Origin of the sequence: Mycolicibacterium novocastrense, assembly GCF_001570485.1 — a bacterium.
Taxonomy (GTDB): Bacteria; Actinomycetota; Actinomycetes; order Mycobacteriales; family Mycobacteriaceae; genus Mycobacterium; species Mycobacterium novocastrense.
The window spans coordinates 198,212-216,504 of record NZ_BCTA01000052.1; the positions used below are offsets into that span (position 1 = coordinate 198,212).

The following is an 18,293-nucleotide window of genomic DNA, read 5'->3' on the forward strand; positions in this document are numbered from 1 at the left end:
GACCGGCCCCACGCTATGCGACGCGCCCCCACTGCCCCGAGTCGGCGACGCGTTCGCACACCGATCTCATCGTGTTCATATAGCGTGCAACGGATTTGCTGGCGACCGCATTGTCGGGATGCATAATCGCCATGACCGTGCCTTCACCGTAGCGGAATATGTAGACGGTCAGCTGATAGGAGAATCGGCCGTCGGGGTAGATGCCGATATTGTCCGCAAGCCCCATGTCCGCAGCCGCCAGAACCGCATTCAACGGTGCGGCCCCGGCATGGAAGAAATTGGACACGGGGAAATTCGGTCGCGGCCAATTCAACGAGGGCGCTAATTCCAGCACGCGGTAATACGGCACCTTGGCCATATTCAAATTCGAGTCGAACGAGGCCTGCGCCGACCACGCGGCCTCGGCGAACGAGGCCGCTCCGATCGGCACGGTGATCGGGATGAGCCCGGTGAACCAGCCCTGGGTCATGAAATTGTCGGTTGCCGCACGGGAATCGCGCGGCGTGAGGCCGTAATAGGTGAGCGCACCGGTCAGTTCGTGTTCGACCTGGGCGAGGCAGGCGAACAGTCCCCCGACAAAGCGCGCGCCGGCCGCCGCGCAGGCGGCTTCGAAGCGTTCCGTCTGCGCGGGCGTCATCAGCACTTCCGACGTCATGTCGCTGCTGGTCGCCTCGCGCGGGTTACCAAGGGGCAGAGGGAATTCGGGAAAGCCGCCGTCGTTGCTTTCGGCGAATTCGACCCATGCCGCAACTTCGGGCGAATCAAGGGTCAATTCGGATGTGCGTTCGCGCTCGCGGATACAGAATTCGTCGAAGCTTCCCGGCCCGGGCAGCTCGAGCGGCTCACCGCCCCCGCTCAACGCCGAATACATCCCGTTGGCTTCCAGCATCGTCGTACCGATCAATGTCGCGTCGCCGTGAATGTGGTCCATCGCCGCGAAGAACGTGAAATGGTCCTCGTGCTGGATGATTCCGAAGGTAAAACAGCCCCATTCCAACGGGCTCGGTATACCGACGACGTGATCGCGGATATCGTCGGCCGTCATCCTGCCGTGGTCGATCGGCACGAATTCGATGGCGGACGGATCCGCGAGCGCATGGCGGATGAATTCGCCGTCATCGGTGTATTCGAACCAGCTGCGAAATGTGTCGTGCCGACGCAGATAGGAATTCACGGCCTGATCCATGGCCGCGATATCGCATTCGCCGGAGACCTCGCAGCTCGCAATGATCTGCCGGGAGAAGTTCAATCCCGCCGCGGTCCGCTCGCAATAGTTCCGGAGGTGCTGACGCTGCATATAGCTGACCGGCACCGAACTGACCGGCGCCCGTCGCGCCGCTTCGGCGGCCGCGGGCGTCGGATGCCAGGACGTGACGGAACCCGGTTTGAGGGACCATTCATCAAGCGCCCCAACCGTAATCTTGCCGATGCGCAAACCGACTCGTCCTCCCAGCTCGGCCGACCCGGAGCCGGCATCGCTCGTGTGGGATCCCGAAAGCGGGAACCGCACGCCATCGTTGCACGTGCAATAGTGTTCGTCGACGCCGATCTCGGGACGCTACTACTGCAGCAGTCCAGAGTGTGAATGTCACCGTCAACGCACGGAAGGACGGTATGGGACCCGCTGAGCCGCGAACCGACCCGACGCCCCGCTTCGCCATCGTCGGATACGCGGCACGATTCCCCGGAGCACGCGACGCCGACGAGTTCTGGGAGCTGCTGCGCGATGGCCGCGACGCGATCTCCGAGGTGCCGGCCGACCGCTGGAGCGCCGACGACTTCTTCGACCCCGAACCCGGGGCGCCGGGCAAGGTGGTGACCCGCCGAGCGGGCTTCATCGACGATGCGACGGGCTTCGACGCGCCGTTCTTCGGGATGTCCACGCGCGAGGCCAGGATGATGGACCCGCAGCACCGGCTCCTGCTCGAGACGGCGTGGCGCGCGGTCGAGCACTCGGGTATCGCGCCGACGGCGCTGGCCGGGACCAACACCGGCGTGTTCATGGGGCTGTCGACCCATGACTACCTCGGCATGGCCTCCGACGAGCTGACGTACTCCGAGATCGAGGCCTACATGGCGATCGGGACGTCCAACGCCGCAGCGGCGGGCCGCATCAGCTACCGGTTGGGCTTGCAGGGTCCGGCCGTGGCCGTCGACACCGCGTGCAGCTCGTCGCTGGTGGCCATTCACCAGGCGTGCCAGGCGCTGCGCCTGGGCGAATGCGACCTCGCGTTGGCGGGCGGGGTGAACGTGCTGTTGACGCCCGCGACGATGATCACGTTCTCCAACGCCCGGATGCTCGCCCCCGACGGCCGATGCAAGACCTTCGACGCGGCTGCCGACGGCTACGTGCGCGGTGAGGGCTGCGGCGTCATCGCCGTCAAACGCCTCGAGGACGCGGTCCGCGACGGCGACCGGATCCGGGCCGTGATCCGCGGTAGCGCAGTCAATCAGGACGGCGCATCCGGCGGGTTGACGGTGCCGAACGGCGTTGCGCAGCAGCGGGTCATCACCGACGCACTTGTCCGCGCAGGCGTGCGGCCCGGCGACGTCGGATACCTGGAGGCGCACGGCACGGGCACCTCGCTCGGCGACCCGATCGAGGCGCAGGCGGCTGGTGCGGCGTTCGGCGCCGGGCGCGACGCCGACCGCCCGCTGCTGATCGGCTCGGCGAAGACCAACATCGGTCACCTGGAGGCGGCGGCGGGCATCGCGGGCGTCCTCAAGGTCGTGCTGGCGCTCGAACACGAATCGCTGCCCAAGCACCTCAACTTCGAGAACCCGTCACCGCACATCCCGTGGGACCGGCTACCGGTCGAGGTGGTCACCGAGACGGTCCCGTGGAAGCGCGGCGACCGCCCGCGGATCGCGGGTGTGAGCTCGTTCGGATTCGCGGGCACCAACGCTCACGTCATCCTCGAAGAGGCGCCCGCGGTGCCCGCCGCCGCGCCGGAAGCGGTGCAGACGGCGCCGCGGTTCAGCGTCCTCCCGCTGTCGGGGCGCACACCGGTCGCGCTGCGCCAGACCGCCGAACGCTACCGCGCCTGGATGACCGAACACCCCGATGCCGCGCTGAGCGATGTGTGCTTCACGGCGGGTGCAGGCCGCGCCCACCTGGAGCACCGCGCCGCGCTGGTGATCAACTCGGCCCACTCGGCCACCGAACTTCTCGGTGCGCTCGCCGAAGACCGTCCGGCGCCCGGCCTGGTTCGCGGGGAATGCTACGAGCCGCCGAAGTCGGCGTGGCTGTTCACCGGCCAGGGCAGCCAGTACCCCGGCATGGCCCGCGAGCTGTTCGACACCGAGCCGGTGTTCGCCGACACCATGCGGCGGTGCGCTGCGGCGGTCGCCGATGTGCTCGAAAAGCCTTTGCTCGACGTTATTTTCGATGTCGAAGGCCCGCAGGCCGACGAGACGCTGCGGCAGACGTCGTACGCGCAGCCCGCCCTGTTCGCGGTGGAGATGGGACTGGCCCGGCTTTGGCAGTCTTGGGGTTTCGAGCCCGACGTCGTGCTGGGCCACAGCGTTGGCCAGTACGCGGCGGCCTGCGTCGCGGGGGTGTTCGACCTCGAGGACGGTGCGCGACTGATCGCCGAGCGGGGGCGGCTGTTCGGCAGCCTGCCCGCGGGCGGGCGGATGGCCGCGGTGTTCGCCGGGAGCGAGCGGGTCGAGAACCTGACCGACGACTTCCCGAGCCTGTCGGTCGCGGCCTACAACGGCGCCAACACCGTGCTTTCCGGGCCAGGAGCGGATCTGGAGGCGGCCGTCGCGCGCCTGTCGGCCGACGGGGTCCGGTGTGAGTGGCTCGAGACCAGCCATGCATTCCACTCGGCGTTGCTGGACCCGATCCTCGACGAGTTCGAGTCGTACGCGCAGCGGTTCAGTTTCGCTGCGCCACAACGGATCCTGATCGACAACCGCACCGGTGCCGCGCTCGGCAGGAGTGTCGAGCTCGACGGAACCTATTGGCGCCGGCACGCGCGTCAACCGGTGGAGTTCGCCAAGAGCGTGCGCACGCTCGCCGAGATCAACTGCAAGATGCTGCTCGAGATCGGACCCCGGCCGGTGCTCACCGCCGCCGCGTTGGCGGCATGGCCCGACCCCGCCACCGCGCCCAAAGCGATCGCGTCCCTGCGGCCCGGCGTTGCCGACCACCGGCAGATCTCCGAAGCGCTCGCCGACGCCTATGTGCTGGGTCATCTACCGGCGTTCGATGCACTGCGCCGACCGGGTGTGCGGAAGGTCGATCTGCCCACCTATCCGTTCGAACACCGCGAGTACTGGTTCCGCGACGACCGGCAGCCCGCCGGGCAACGCTCCCGCAGCGACGGACCGGCGCAGGACCACGCCGCTGAACCGGTGGCCGATCGCTACGAGATCCGTTGGGACAGGGCCGCTGCGGCGCCAACGACGGCTGCTCCCGCATGCGAATGGATCGTCGTCGCCGATGACCCCGACACCGTCCGGCCGCTGACCGACGCGCTGACGACCCGGGGCGAGGAGTTCCGGATCGTCGGTCTTCCGGCCAGCGACGCCGACGAGGCCGCGCTGACGGATGCGTTGCGCGCTGCGGGTGCCGACGCACCGACACTGCGGATACTGCACGCCGCAGCGCTGGACTCCCCCGCGGCACCGTCCATGCGGTCGTTGTTGCGCATGCAGCACCGCGTGCTGGGCGGAACGCGGCGGCTCCTTCGCGCCGCGGCCGCGGCCGAACGGCGCGCGCCGGTCTGGATCGTCACCCGCGGCGCACAGCGGGTCACCGCGGCGGACAGCATGGTCCCCGACCAAAGCTGCCTGTGGGGTTTCGGACGAGCCGCGTCGCTGGAGCTGCCGCAGGTGTGGGGCGGCTTGGCCGACCTGGCGGAGTGCACCGCCGAGGAATGGTCTGGTCTGCTCGCCCGGATCACCGCGTCCGAAGGTTCCGGCGTCAGGGACGATCAGCTCGCGCTGCGCGGGCCGGACGCCTATGTACCTCGATTGACTCGCCGGGTGGAACAGCCCGCATCACTGCACGTGCGCTCCGACGCAACGTATCTGGTGACCGGCGGGCTGGGCGCGATCGGGCTGGAGATCGCTGCCCATCTCGCCGCGCACGGCGCCAAGCACCTGGTGTTGACCAGCCGGCACACACCCAGCGACGCGATCGGGCAGCGCATCGACACGCTGGCCGCACAACACGGCGCCGATGTGCGTGTCATCACCGCCGACGTCGCCGACGCGCACGACGTCGCCCGCCTGTTGGCCACCGTGGACGCCGAGCTCCCGCCGCTGACGGGGATCGTCCATGCCGCCGGTGTCATCAGCACCACACCGCTCGGCGGCCTCGACGATGCCGAAGTCGACCGCGTCTTCTCCGGGAAGGTTTGGGGCGCATGGCATCTGAGTGAGGCAGCCGCCGACCTGGGCCTCGACTTCTTCGTCACCACCTCCTCCATCGCATCGGTGTGGGGCGGCTTCGGCCAGACGGCCTACGGCGCCGCCAACGCATTCCTCGACGGGCTCGCCTGGCGGCTGCGTGAACAGGGCGTCCCCGCTGTCAGCGTCAACTTCGGGCCGTGGTCGGCTGGCATGGCCGACGCGGAATCGCGTGCCCGCCTGGAACAGCGTGGGGTTCAGACGCTTTCCCCCGCCGAGGCGCTCACCGGCCTGGCCGATGTCGTGTCGGCATCCTCGGCACAGGGGGTGGTGGCCCGGATCGACTGGGCCCGGTTCCTGCCGCTCTACCAGCAGGCGGGTCGCCGCGGGTTCCTGGCCGAGTTGGAGCCTGAGGCGTCCGCCGCGTCGACCGCTGCCGCGCCGTCGGCACAGTCGGGTCCGACCGAGCTCGTCGAGCGGCTCACCAAAGCTCCTGCGCAACAACGTAAACGGCTGATGACCAACTACCTGCGCGACGCGGTCGCGGAGGTGACCCGCGTCGACGCCGCGGAAATACGCGAGGACGCGGGGTTCTTCGACCTGGGCATGGACTCGCTGATGGCCGTCGAACTCCGCCGACGGCTGGAACAGGGCATCGGCAGAGAGATCCCCGTCACGCTGGTCATGGACCACCCCCGACTGTCCGACGCCGCTGACTACCTGCTCGGGGAGGTACTCGAGCTGACCAAGCAGGCCCGTCCGGAATCTCGGCCGGCGAAAGTCACTGCGCCGCCGCGCACCGATGAGCCGATCGCGATCGTCGCGGTGTCGTGCCGTTTCCCCGGCGCCTCGAATCCGGAGGCGTTCTGGGAACTGTTGTCCGGTGGCATCGACGCGATCCGGGAGGTCCCAGAAGACCGGTTCGACATCGACGAGTTCTACGACCCCGACCCCGAAGCCGCGGGGAAGACGTACACACGGTTCGGTGGATTCCTCGACGGCATCGACGGATTCGATCCCGAGTTCTTCGGCATCTCGCCGCGTGAGGCCGTGTGGATCGAGCCGCAGCAACGGCTGATGCTCGAAACCGTGTGGGAGGGCCTCGAGAGAGCGGGCTACGCCCCCGCGAACCTCCGAGGCAGCCGAACCGGCATCTTCGCCGGGGTCGCCGCCAACGAGTATGCGCACCTGCTCTCGTCGGAGTCCGTCGACAAGATCGAGCCCTACTTCATCACCGGTAATGCGCTGAACGCGGTCTCTGGTCGGGTCGCCTTCGCCCTCGGCCTGGAGGGACCGGCCGTGGCCGTCGACACCGCGTGCAGTTCGGCGTTGGTGGCCGTCCATCAGGCCGTCCAGGCATTGCGCTCGGGTGACTGCGATATGGCCCTGGCCGGCGGGGTGAACGTCCTGCTGAGCCCGGTCACGGTGATCGCCGCGTCCCGTGCCCGGATGCTGTCGCCGGTCGGGCGGTGCAAGACCTTCGACGCCTCCGCCGACGGCTACGTGCGCAGCGAAGGCTGCGGCATGCTGGTGCTCAAGAGGCTCAGTGACGCCGACCGCGACGGCGACCGGATCTGCGCCGTCATCCCCGGCAGCGCAGTCAACCAGGACGGTGCCTCGAGCGGTCTGACCGTGCCCAACGGTGGTGCGCAGCAACGGCTTATCAGCATGGCGCTGTCACGCGCAAACCTGACCGGTGCCGACATCGACTACCTCGAGGCGCACGGAACCGGCACGCCATTGGGCGATCCGATCGAGGTGCAGGCGGCCGCGGCTGTCTACGGCGCCTCGCGCGATCCCGACCGCCCACTCCTGATGGGCTCGGTGAAGACGAACATCGGGCACACCGAGTCGGCGTCGGGGGCCGCGGGCCTGATCAAGGTCGTGCTGTCCTTGCAGAACGAGGCGATCCCGCAAAGCCTGCACTTCCAGGAGCCCAACCCGCACATCCCCTGGGACGCCCTGCCGGTTCGGGTGGTCGACCAGGCCAGACCGTGGCAGACCAACGGCAGGCCGCGCCGGGCGGGCGTGAGCTCCTTCGGTTTCACCGGCACCAACGCGCATGTGATCGTCGAAGAGGCGCCACAGTCGGCCACCGCGGACGAATACTCGTCGGACGGTCCTCCGGCCGAACCGGCCGATCTCCGCGAGCCGCTTCAGGTGTTGCCGTTGTCGGCGCGGTCGCCAGAGGCGCTGGTGGCGTCGGCGCAGCGATACGGCGACTGGCTGAACACGAACCCCAAGGTCGACATCGCCGACGTGTGCTACACGGCCGGTGTCGGCCGGTCGCATTTCGAGCATCGGGGCGCACTGGTGGTCGACTCGGTGCAGAGCGCCGGTGAGCTGCTGACCGACCTGGCCGACAACCGAAGCCGTCCCGGCGTCCTCCGCGGTGAGTGCGCCGATGCGCCGACCACCGCGTGGCTGTTCACCGGGCAGGGCAGCCAGTACCCCGGCATGGCGCGTGAATTGTTCGACAGCGAGCCGGTTTTCGCCGACACCGTCAAGCGCTGCGCGGATGCGGTCGACGGGCTCCTGCCGAAGCCGCTGCTCGAGGTGCTGTTTGCCGCCGACCGGGAAACCGGGTCCGCCCTACGGCACACGTCGTACGCGCAGCCCGCGCTCTTCGCCGTCGAAATGGGCCTGGCCCGCCTGTGGCAGTCGTGGGGCATCGAACCCGACGTCGTGCTGGGGCACAGCGTCGGCCAGTACGCAGCCGCATGTGTGGCAGGGGTGTTCAGCCTCGAGGACGGCGCCCGGCTCATCGCCGAGCGCGGACGGTTGTTCGGCAGCCTGCCCGAGGGCGGGCGGATGGCGGCGGTGTTCGCCGATGCCAAGCAGGTCGAGGACATCGTCGGCGAGTACCCGCGGGTGTCGGTCGCCGCGTACAACGGCCCCAACACGGTGGTGTCGGGTCCCGCTGACGACGTCGAACACATCGTCGACCGGTTCACCGGCGAGGGTATCCGCTGCACGGCTCTGGAAACGAGCCATGCCTTCCACTCCGAGCTGTTGGACCCGGTACTCGACGAGTTCGAGTCTTACGCAGCACAATTCGAGTTCGTCGCGCCGACCGTCCCGCTGGTGTGCAATCGCACCGGGGCCGTGCTGACCGGCCACGCCAGTTTGGACGCCCAGTACTGGCGGCGCCATTCGCGCCAACCGGTGCAGTTCGCCGAGAGCGTGCGCACGGTGGCGGCGCTGGGATGCTCGGTGCTGATCGAAATAGGTCCGCAACCGGTACTCACCGGCGCCGCGGTGCAGGTGTGGCCGGAGCACGTGGCCGCGCCACGTCCGATCGTCTCGCTCCGCAAGGGCGTCGCCGATCGGCGCCAGATCACCGACGCACTGGCCGCGGCATATGTCGGTGGCCTGCGACCGGACTTCGCGGCGTTGCACCCCAAGCCGCGTCGCCGCCTGGAACTGCCGACCTATCCATTCCAGCGGCGTCGGTTCTGGCCGAGGACGTCCGGCATCCCTGTCGAAGGGGCCAGCAGCGCCGCTGCGTCCGGGCTTCTCGGCAGCGCGAAGGAACTCGCCTCGGGCGACACCGTCTTCACCAGCAGGCTGTCAGTGAGGTCACAGCCGTGGTTGGCCGACCATGTCATCTACGGGACCGTCGTCGTCCCCGGGGCGACGTATGCGGCGATGGCGCTCGCGGCGGTCGGCGCACCGGCGCAGGTGCGCGACGTCATCTTTTACGAACCGATCATCCTGCCCGAGAAGGCTTCTCGCGAGGTCCAGCTGACCTTGCGGCCGGAGGGAGATGGTGACGAATGGCGCTTCCAGGTGCACAGCCGCCCGTTCGGGGAACGCGGCGGCGAATGGTCGTTGAACGCCGACGGAACGGTCGTGAGCGGTGTCGGTGACCATCCGGCGTCGGAGGATCCGATCGACGAGGCGATCGAGCGGTGCAACCGCATGCGCCCGCAGGATCTGTTCGAGACCTTCGCCGACATGGAGCTGGCGTGGGGACCGACCTGGTCCGGTTCCCTGAAATCGCTGTGGTTCACCGAGGGTGAGGCCATCGGCGACCTGTTCGTCGGCGAAGAGTTGACCGAACAACTCGGCGACGAGCCGATGCATCCGGTGCTGATGGATCTGTGCACCGGCGTCACCTTCCCCGCGTTCCCATCGGAGCTGGCGATCGAACAAGGCGTCAACGACCTGTTCCTGCCGCTGCGGTACGGGCAGGTGACTCTTCGTGAGAAGATGCCGCGCCGGTTCTACTGCCGCGCTCGGTGGCGCACAGGTGAAATCACCAGCGAAACATATGTTTTCGACCTCGACTTCGTCAGCCGGGACGGGCGTCCGCTCGGCGGCATCAGGGAGTTCACCGTCAAACGCGCACCTCGTGAGGCGCTGCTGCGGGGCCTCGGCGGCGATGCCACCCGGCTGCTGTACACCCTGGGCTGGCATGAGGTACCGCTGCCCGACACCGACGCGGCCGGACCCGAAGGCACCTGGCTGGTCGCGGGATTCGACGAGCTGGCCGCTGCGCTACCCGGCTGCATCGCCTACGACCGGCGGACCGACGCGCAACCGCTGGGCCGACAGTTGGCCGACGCGCACGGACGCGGAATTCCCTTCTCCGGTGCGGTATGGCGGGCAACCCCGCCGCGGCCGGGAGAGTCGAACACCGAAGCGGCAGCCCGGGTCGAAGCCGACATCGCCGACCTCCTCGACGCGGTGCACACCGTTGCACGTGGTGAGGCGAAATTGCCGAACGGTCTGTGGATCGTCACCGAACGAGCGGTGGCCACTGAATCCGGTGAGCCCGTCGACCCGGCGCAGGCGGCACTGTGGGGGCTCGGGCGCACCACGATCAACGAGGAGCCGGCGCTACGTTGCACGCTCGTCGACTGTGACGGCACGCCGGAAGCGGTGCGCGCGGTAACCGGTCTGTTGGCGGCACCGGTAGGCGAACCGGAACTCGCTCTGCGTCAAGGGAAGTTACTGGCGTCCCGACTGTTGCCTTGGGCGCGAAGCGGCCACCTCACGGTGCCGCGGTCCTCGGAGTACGTCCTCGCGCCCACCGAACGCGGTGCGATCGACAATCTGCGGCTATCCGAAACCGAGCTGTCCCCACCGGCAGCGGGCTACGTGCAGGTCCGTGTGCAGGCCGCTGGGCTGAATTTCCGCGACGTGCTCAACGTTCTCGGCCTGTACCCCGGCGACCCGGGGCCGATCGGTGGCGACTTCGCCGGCGTGGTCACACACGTAGGCGACGGTGTGACCGGCCTCGAGGTGGGCCAACACGTCTACGGCTTCATGCAAGGCGCGTTCGCGAGCCGCTTCAACGTGCCCGCGCAGCTGGTCGCGCCGGTGCCGGACGGACTGGGCGCCGTTGCGGCGGCGACGATTCCCGCCGCGGCGCTGACGGTTCGGCTCGCGTTCGACTGGGCGCAGTTGAAGGCCGGCGATCGCGTTCTCATCCACGCCGCCAGCGGTGGCGTCGGACTCTACGCGGTCCAGATGGCGCAGCAGCACGGCGCGATCGTGTTCGCAACCGCCAGCAAGTACAAGCGTGAAACGCTGCGCAAGATGGGCGTGAAGTATGTCTACGATTCGCGTACAACGGATTTCGCTGATCAGATCCTGGCCGACACCGATGGTGTGGGCGTTGACGTCGTACTCAACAGCCTTACCAATGAGGGTTTCGTGGAAGCCACCGTACGGGCCACCGCCCAGAACGGTCGCTTCGCCGAGATCGCCAAGCGCGACATCTGGACACCCGAGCAGATGGCTGCCGCCCGACCCGATATCGCCTACGAGATCATCGCATTGGATCTCACCGCCTTGCAGAATCCTGACCACGTCAAGCGATTGTTGATCGAAGTCTCGGACGGGATGGCCACCCGCGAGTGGACACCGCTTCCGGCCGAGATCTACCCGATCACCGAGGCGAGGGCAGCGTTCCGCCGCATGCAGCAGGCCCGCCACATCGGCAAGATCGTGCTTCAGATCCCGAACCCGTTGCAGCCCAGGCCCGATCGGAGCTACCTGATCACCGGCGGCCTCGGGGCGATCGGTCTGCATACCGCGGCGTACCTGGCGCAGCTCGGGGCCGGCGACATCGTGCTGACCAGCCGTCGCGAACCCGGCGCGGACGCGCAGCGCGCGATCGACGAGATCACCGAACGCTACAAGTGCCGCATCCACGTCTTCGCCGCCGACGTCGGCGAAGAGGCCGAGGTGGCACGGTTACTGGACCGGATCCGCGCGGAGTTGCCGCCGCTGGCCGGTGTGGCACACCTGGCCGGGGTGCTCGACGATGCCCTGCTGTCCCAGCAGGATCTCGACCGCTTCCGGACGACATTGCGCCCCAAGGCCTTCGGTGCATACCACCTGGACCGATTGACGCGGGCCGACGATCTCGACTTCTTCATCGTCTCCTCGTCGGTGTCGAGTGTTTTCGGCTCGCCTGGGCAGGCCAACTACGCGACGGCCAACGCGCTGCTGGACGGCCTGGTCGCGCGGCGCCGCGCCGAGGGCTTGCCGGCCACCTCCGTGAACTTCGGGCCGTGGGCCGAGGGCGGCATGGCGTCGTCGGAAGCCGTGCGCGCCAACCTCAACGCCCAAGGCCTGGTGCCGCTGCCGCCGTCGGCCGCGCTCAACGCGCTCAGCGAGGTCGTGGCGAACGGCACCGGCCAGGCGACCGTCGTGAAGGCCAACTGGCAACGGGCCGCGAAGCTGTTGGGTGCGGCCCGGCCGCCGATCCTGGACCTCGTGCTGCCCCGTCCCGAAGGCGAAACCGTCGGCGACAGCGAATTACTGCGTCAGCTGCAAGAGATTCCGGTGCCGCAACGCGCGGCGTTCGTCACCGAGTTCCTGCAACGCGAGGTGCAGGGCTTCCTGCGGTTGGCCCAGCCGCCCGCGGCGACCAGCCGCTTCCTGGACCTCGGAACCGATTCGTTGATGGCGATCGAGCTGCGCAACCGGTTGCACAGCCAGTTCGGTGGCGCGTTCACCATCAACGCGACCGCGGTGTTCGACTATCCGACGATTGGCGGGCTGGCCGAGTACCTCGTCGGACAGCTGCCCGACGCCGAGACCACGGAACCCGCTGAGAAGCAGGAAGTTTCGGAGGCCGGCTGACCTCGCCGAGACACGCGAGGAGGCTATTGAGCCCAGCGCTGGGCCTGCACCTCGGGCGGCAGCGTCGTCTGCAGCGGTGCGTCGAGCCCGTCGTAGATGCCGGGTTTCTGCTCGACGAGCCAGGCAAGGGCGCCGAGCAACCGATTGGCCGCGGTGGTGTTGCCGCCGTCGGCGCGGGTACCGCCGGGCACGTCGGCGCGCGTGGTGATGGTCAGCTGCGGATCGCCGTCGATGATCACGCGGTGGTCGCCGACGCCCTCGTCGGGATACGGCCAGTCCGGCGCGCACGACGAGTGGATGCGGGTGATGTGGTCGATGACGATGCGTTCACGTCCGCCCGACTTTCCGATCACCTTCAACCAGAACGCGCCCTGGGTGCCCTTGTCAAACCGGCCCATCACCGTCTCGACGGGTTCCTCCAGCGGGCGTCGTTCGATCTCCTCGGCGATCTCGTCGATCTCCATTCCGAGGGTGCGGCCGACCAAGCGGATGTTGCCGCCCCACACCATGGTCGGGATCGACGGAAGCAACATCATCGGGGTCTCGTCCATGGACCCCCCAAAACCACACAGCACCCGCACAGAATGCGGCTGGTTGTAGGTGGAGTAGTCGAAGATCTCCTGGCAGTGGATGCTGTTGATCCTGGTGCACAGTCCGGCGGCGATCACCGCCAGCGCGTCGTTGCCCCAGCCCGGGTCGACGCCGCTGACGAGCAGGGTGCAGTTGCCCTCTTCGGCGGCGTGGGTGAGCCGGTCGACCCACTCGGGTGGCGCCGAGCGCGGGTCGTAGAGCGAGTACAGCGACGGCGTCACCACATGCCTGCCCGCGCGCAGACAACGCTCGATGTCGGCGAGGGCGTCGTCCGGTCGGATGTCTCCGGAGGCCATATAGGCGACGGCATCGCAGTCGGCGAGCGCAGCGTCGACGTCGGTGGTGGCGGTGACGCCGGTCGACCCGTCGAGTGCGGCAAACGCAGCGGCGTCCCTACCCGCTTTGTCCGGCGATGACGTGATGACGCCGGCGAGTGTCAACCCCGGGAAAGCCACCGCCGAACGGATGGCCGCCGACCCCATGTTGCCCGTCCCCCAGACCGCGATGCGAAGCATCGCAACACCCTATCCGGGCCGGCGTGACGATTCTCACAATGGGCCTCAGCGCCTGCTCAGACACCTGTCAACTGCGGATTTCGGTTCCCCGACCAACCGGGCGGTTAGTTAGGCCCCGGAAATTGTTTCGAGGTGGTTTGAGTTGAAGTTACTGATGGGTATAGTTCGGACAGTTACTGGTGGGTAACTTAAGCAACAAGTACCCAACCAACAGTGGCCGTCTCACCGAGGAGGAACTGTGAGCCACTATAAGAGCAACGTTCGTGACCAGGTATTCAACCTGTTCGAGGTCTTCGGCGTTGACAAGGCGCTTGGCGAGGGTGACTACGCCGAACTGGACGTGGACACCGCCCGCGAGATGCTCGGCGAGATCGCCCGGTTGGCTGAGGGTCCGATCGCCGAGTCGTTCGCCGACGCCGACCGCAACCCGCCGACGTTCGACCCCAACACCCACTCGGTGACGCTGCCCGACTCGTTCAAGAAGTCGATGCGCGCGCTGCTCGAGGGTGGCTGGGACAAGGTCGGCCTCTCCGAGGAGCTCGGCGGCATGCCGATGCCCCGCGCGCTGCAGTGGGCGCTGATCGAGCACATTCTCGGCGCCAACCCCGCGGCCTACATGTACGCCATGGGCGCGGGCATGTGCGAGATCTTCTACAACAACGGCACCGACGAGCAGAAGAAGTGGGCCGTACTTGCCGCCGAGCGCGGTTGGGGCGCCACGATGGTGCTGACCGAGCCCGATGCGGGCTCCGATGTCGGCGCCGGCCGCACCAAGGCCGTTCAGCAGCCCGACGGCACCTGGCACATCGACGGCGTCAAGCGCTTCATCACCTCGGGCGACTCCGACGACCTGTTCGAGAACATCATGCACCTGGTGCTGGCCCGCCCCGAGGGCGCCGGCCCGGGCACCAAGGGTCTGTCGCTGTTCTTCGTGCCGAAGTTCCACTTCGACCCGGAGACCGGTGAGCCCGGCGAGCGCAACGGTGTCTTCGTCACCAACGTCGAGCACAAGATGGGCCTGAAGGTCTCGGCCACCTGTGAGCTGTCCCTGGGTCAGCACGGCACCCCGGCCGTGGGCTGGCTGGTCGGCGAGGTGCACGACGGCATCGCGCAGATGTTCGATGTCATCGAGCAGGCTCGAATGATGGTGGGCACCAAGGCGATCGCCACGCTGTCGACCGGCTACCTCAACGCGCTCGAGTACGCCAAGGAGCGTGTGCAGGGCGCCGACATGACGCAGATGACCGACAAGACGGCTCCGCGCGTGACCATCACGCACCACCCCGACGTGCGTCGTTCGCTGATGACCCAGAAGGCCTACGCCGAGGGTCTGCGCGCGCTGTACCTCTACACGGCGACCTACCAGGACGCCCCGGTGGCCAAGGCCGTGCACGAGGTGGACGCCGAGTTGGCGGCGCGGGTCAACGACCTGTTGCTGCCGATCGTCAAGGGTGTCGGCTCCGAGCAGGCCTACGCCAAGCTGACCGAGAGCCTGCAGACCCTCGGTGGTTCGGGCTTCCTGCAGGACTACCCGATCGAGCAGTACATCCGCGACGCCAAGATCGACTCGCTCTACGAGGGCACCACGGCCATCCAGGCGCAGGACTTCTTCTTCCGCAAGATCGTCCGCGACAAGGGTGTGGCGCTGTCTCACGTGGCCGGTCAGATCGAGCAGTTCGTCAAGAACGAGTCGGGCAACGGCCGGCTCAAGGCCGAGCGTGCGCTGCTGGCGACTGCGCTGGAGGACGTCCAGGCGATGGCGGCCTCGCTCACCGGCTATCTGATGGCGGCGCAGGAGAACTCGACCGAGCTGTACAAGGTCGGCCTGGGCTCGGTGCGCTTCCTGATGAGCGTCGGCGACCTGGTCATCGGCTGGCTCCTGCAGCAGCACGCCGCGGTGGCCGTCGACAAGCTCGACGCGGGTGTCAGCGGTGACGACCGCGCCTTCTACGAGGGCAAGGTCGCGGTGGCGTCGTTCTTCGCCAAGAACTTCCTGCCGATGCTGACCAGCACGCGTCAGATCATCGAGAACCTCGACAACGAGGTGATGGAACTCGACGAGGCGGCCTTCTAAGAGCCTTCAGCCGCATCGCTGAGACAAAACGCCCCCGGACTCTTCCCGGGGGCGTTTTGCATGGAGGCAAGACATAAAAGGGCGGGTTCGGGAGGGCAACTAGGTGCGTCACATCAGTCTCGCGCGGTCGGCTTTCAACCCTTGCCGACTCTTCGGAAAAGCCACTCCCGAACCCGTCGTGCGACCGATCGTACGCCGGTGTTCTAGATCACACCAGGGCGAATTTTCTGCTCACTCGCCCTTGGCTCGCAGCAGCGCCCGGGTGCGTGCACGCGCCTCGGGGTCGGAGTCGAAGACGCTGGCGACGAACTCGTCGACGCCGGCGGCGGCCAATTGGTCGAGCCGCTGTGACACCGTTTCCTCGTCGCCGATGATCGCGGCGTCCGCGGGTTCTGCGAAGCCCTCCCGGTCGAGCATGGCGCGGTACGACGGCAACTGTCCGTAGATGGCGAACTCGTCGGCGGCTCTGGCCCGGGCGGCGTCGACGTCGTCGGTGACGCTGATCGGCAACGACGCCACGACCCGAACCGAGCCCTCGTCGCGGCCGGCTTCCGCGGCGGCCGTGCGCAGGGTCGGGACGATGTGGTCGGCCAGGGTCTTGGGACCCGTCATCCACGTCATCGTTCCGGCGCTGCGGCGTCCGGCGAGGCGCAGCATCTGTGGGCCGAGCGCGGCGAGGTAGACGTCGGGCCGCGGGGCGCCGGGCACCTTCAGCGATCCGCGCGTCGTCCAGAACTCGCCGGAGGCGTCGGCGGGCTCACCAGCCAGCAGGGGCAGCAGCGCGTCGAGGTATTCGCGCATCTGCCGCACCGGCTTGTCGTAGGAGATGCCCCACACTCCTTCGGTCACCATGCGATGGCTCAGTCCGATGCCGAGGGTGAAGCGGCCGCCGGCGATGGCGTTCAACGTGAGCGCACGCTGCGCCAGCTGGGTGGGATGCTGGATTTGGATGGGGATGACCCCCGACGCCACCTCGATGGTGTCGATCTCGCGGAATGCAACGGCCAGGATCGTCAGCAGGTCGGGGTCGTAGGGCAGCTGCGCCATCCAGACCCTGCGGAATCCTTCGTCGCGCAACGACGTCAGCTTCGTTATGACGCCGTCGACCGGCGACCGGCCGTCGGCATCGGTGATGAGTCCGGTGAGGGCGACGCTGATCTGCATCGCACCATCGAAGCATGGGCGCCACAACGTTAAGAGCCCCGTACTGCCGTCGGGTCGGGGGGTCAGACGGCAGCACGGAGCTATCCGGTGTATCGGCGCGGTTGCGGGGGGCGTTACACGCTGCCGTCAGTATTCTTTTTTCCTCACCCGCCGGGCTGGTCAGGCCTCCAGAATGGCCGCGACGCCCTGTCCGCCGGCCGCGCAGATCGAGATCAGCCCACGCACCGGTTGACCGGTCTCCTTCTTCTTCTCGGCCAACTGCTTGGCCAGCTGCGCCACGATCCGCCCGCCGGTCGCGGCGAACGGATGGCCCGCGGCCAACGACGACCCGTTGACGTTGAGCTTCGACCGGTCGATCGACCCGAGCGCGGCATCCAGGCCGAGGCGTTCCTTGCAGTACTCCTCGGACTCCCATGCCTGCAGGTGCGCGAGCACCACCGACGCGAACGCCTCGTGGATTTCGTAGAAATCGAAGTCCTGCAGGCTCAGGCCGTTCCGGGCCAGCAACCGCGGCACCGCATACGTCGGCGCCATCAGCAACCCGTCCTTGCCGTTGACGTAGTCCACTGCGGCGGTCTCCGCGTCGACGAAGTAGGCGAGCGGTTCGATGCCATGCGCCGTGGCCCACTCCTCGGTCGCCAGCAGGGACACCGAGGCGCCGTCGGTCAGTGGCGTGGAGTTACCCGCGGTCATCGTCGCGTCGCCGTTGCGGACCCCGAACACCGGCTTGAGCTTGGCGAGTTTCTCCGCGGACGAATCGGCGCGCAGGTTGTTGTCGCGGTACACGCCCAGGAACGGCGTGACCAGGTCGTCGAAGAAGCCGCGGTCGTAGGCGGCGGTCATGTTGCGGTGGCTCGCGGCGGCCAGCTCGTCCTGGTCGACGCGCTTGATGCCCATCTCCTTGGCGGTGACGGCGGCGTGCTCACCCATCGACATGCCGGTGCGGGGCTCGCTGTTGACCGGGATCTGGATGCCCAGCGACGCGGGCAGCTTGCCGACGAGCTTGAGCCGGTCGACGTTCGACTTCGCCCGACGCAGCCCCAGCAGCGTGCGGCGAAGATCGTCGCCGAGCGCGATCGGCGCATCCGATGCGGTGTCAACGCCACCGGCGGCCGCGACCTCGTAGCGGCCCGCGGAGATGCCGTCGGCCGCGGAGATGGTCGCCTGCAGGCCGGTGCCGCATGCCTGCTGAATGTCGAACGCCGGCGTGTACGACGACAGCGCGCTGCCGAGCACGCATTCGCGGATCAGGTTGAAGTCGCGGCTGTGCTTGAGCACGGCGCCGCCGATCACCGCGCCGAGCGTCTCCCCCTCGAGGTTGAAGCGCTCGATGAGGCCGCTCAGTGCGGCGGTGAACATGTCCTGGTTCGACGCGCTGGCGTAGGCGCCATCGGAGCGGGCGAAAGGAATTCGGTTGCCACCGATGATGGCGACGCGTCGGCGGGTATCACTAGGCATGCACCCATAGTACCCACCCTTCTTACTCTGGAGTA

General features: G+C 67.9%; 6 protein-coding genes. 2 read left to right on the forward strand and 4 right to left on the reverse strand.

Annotated features, from left to right (window positions below; all coding sequences use genetic code 11):
- Nucleotides 1-13: 13 nt before the first annotated feature.
- On the reverse strand, nt 14-1,435 hold the full coding sequence (locus RMCN_RS20010) for a condensation domain-containing protein (protein ID WP_067393104.1): 1,422 nt from the start codon (nt 1,433-1,435) through the stop codon (nt 14-16).
- A 179-nt stretch (nt 1,436-1,614) separates the two neighbouring features.
- Here RMCN_RS20010 and RMCN_RS20015 point away from each other — a divergent pair, with 179 nt between their 5' ends.
- Entirely contained in the window at nt 1,615-12,456 is a 10,842-nt protein-coding gene (locus tag RMCN_RS20015; protein WP_067393107.1) for a type I polyketide synthase, read from the forward strand.
- 23 nt (nt 12,457-12,479) lie between these two features.
- Here the strand turns inward: RMCN_RS20015 and RMCN_RS20020 are convergent, their stop codons facing one another.
- On the reverse strand, nt 12,480-13,562 hold the full coding sequence (locus RMCN_RS20020; RefSeq protein WP_067392807.1) for an NAD(P)H-dependent amine dehydrogenase family protein: 1,083 nt from the start codon (nt 13,560-13,562) through the stop codon (nt 12,480-12,482).
- Between the two features lie 238 nt (nt 13,563-13,800).
- Here RMCN_RS20020 and RMCN_RS20025 point away from each other — a divergent pair, with 238 nt between their 5' ends.
- Entirely contained in the window at nt 13,801-15,636 is a 1,836-nt protein-coding gene (locus RMCN_RS20025; RefSeq protein ID WP_067392809.1) for an acyl-CoA dehydrogenase, read from the forward strand.
- A gap of 231 nt (nt 15,637-15,867) precedes the next feature.
- Here RMCN_RS20025 and RMCN_RS20030 read toward each other — a convergent pair whose 3' ends face one another.
- Nucleotides 15,868-16,800 carry a TIGR03564 family F420-dependent LLM class oxidoreductase gene (locus tag RMCN_RS20030; RefSeq protein WP_067392811.1) on the reverse strand — a complete coding sequence of 311 codons (933 nt, stop codon included), beginning with the start codon at nt 16,798-16,800 and terminating at the stop codon, nt 15,868-15,870.
- Nucleotides 16,801-16,959: 159 nt separating this feature from the next.
- Entirely contained in the window at nt 16,960-18,258 is a 1,299-nt protein-coding gene (locus RMCN_RS20035) for an acetyl-CoA C-acetyltransferase (RefSeq protein ID WP_067392814.1), read from the reverse strand.
- Nucleotides 18,259-18,293: the final 35 nt, after the last annotated feature.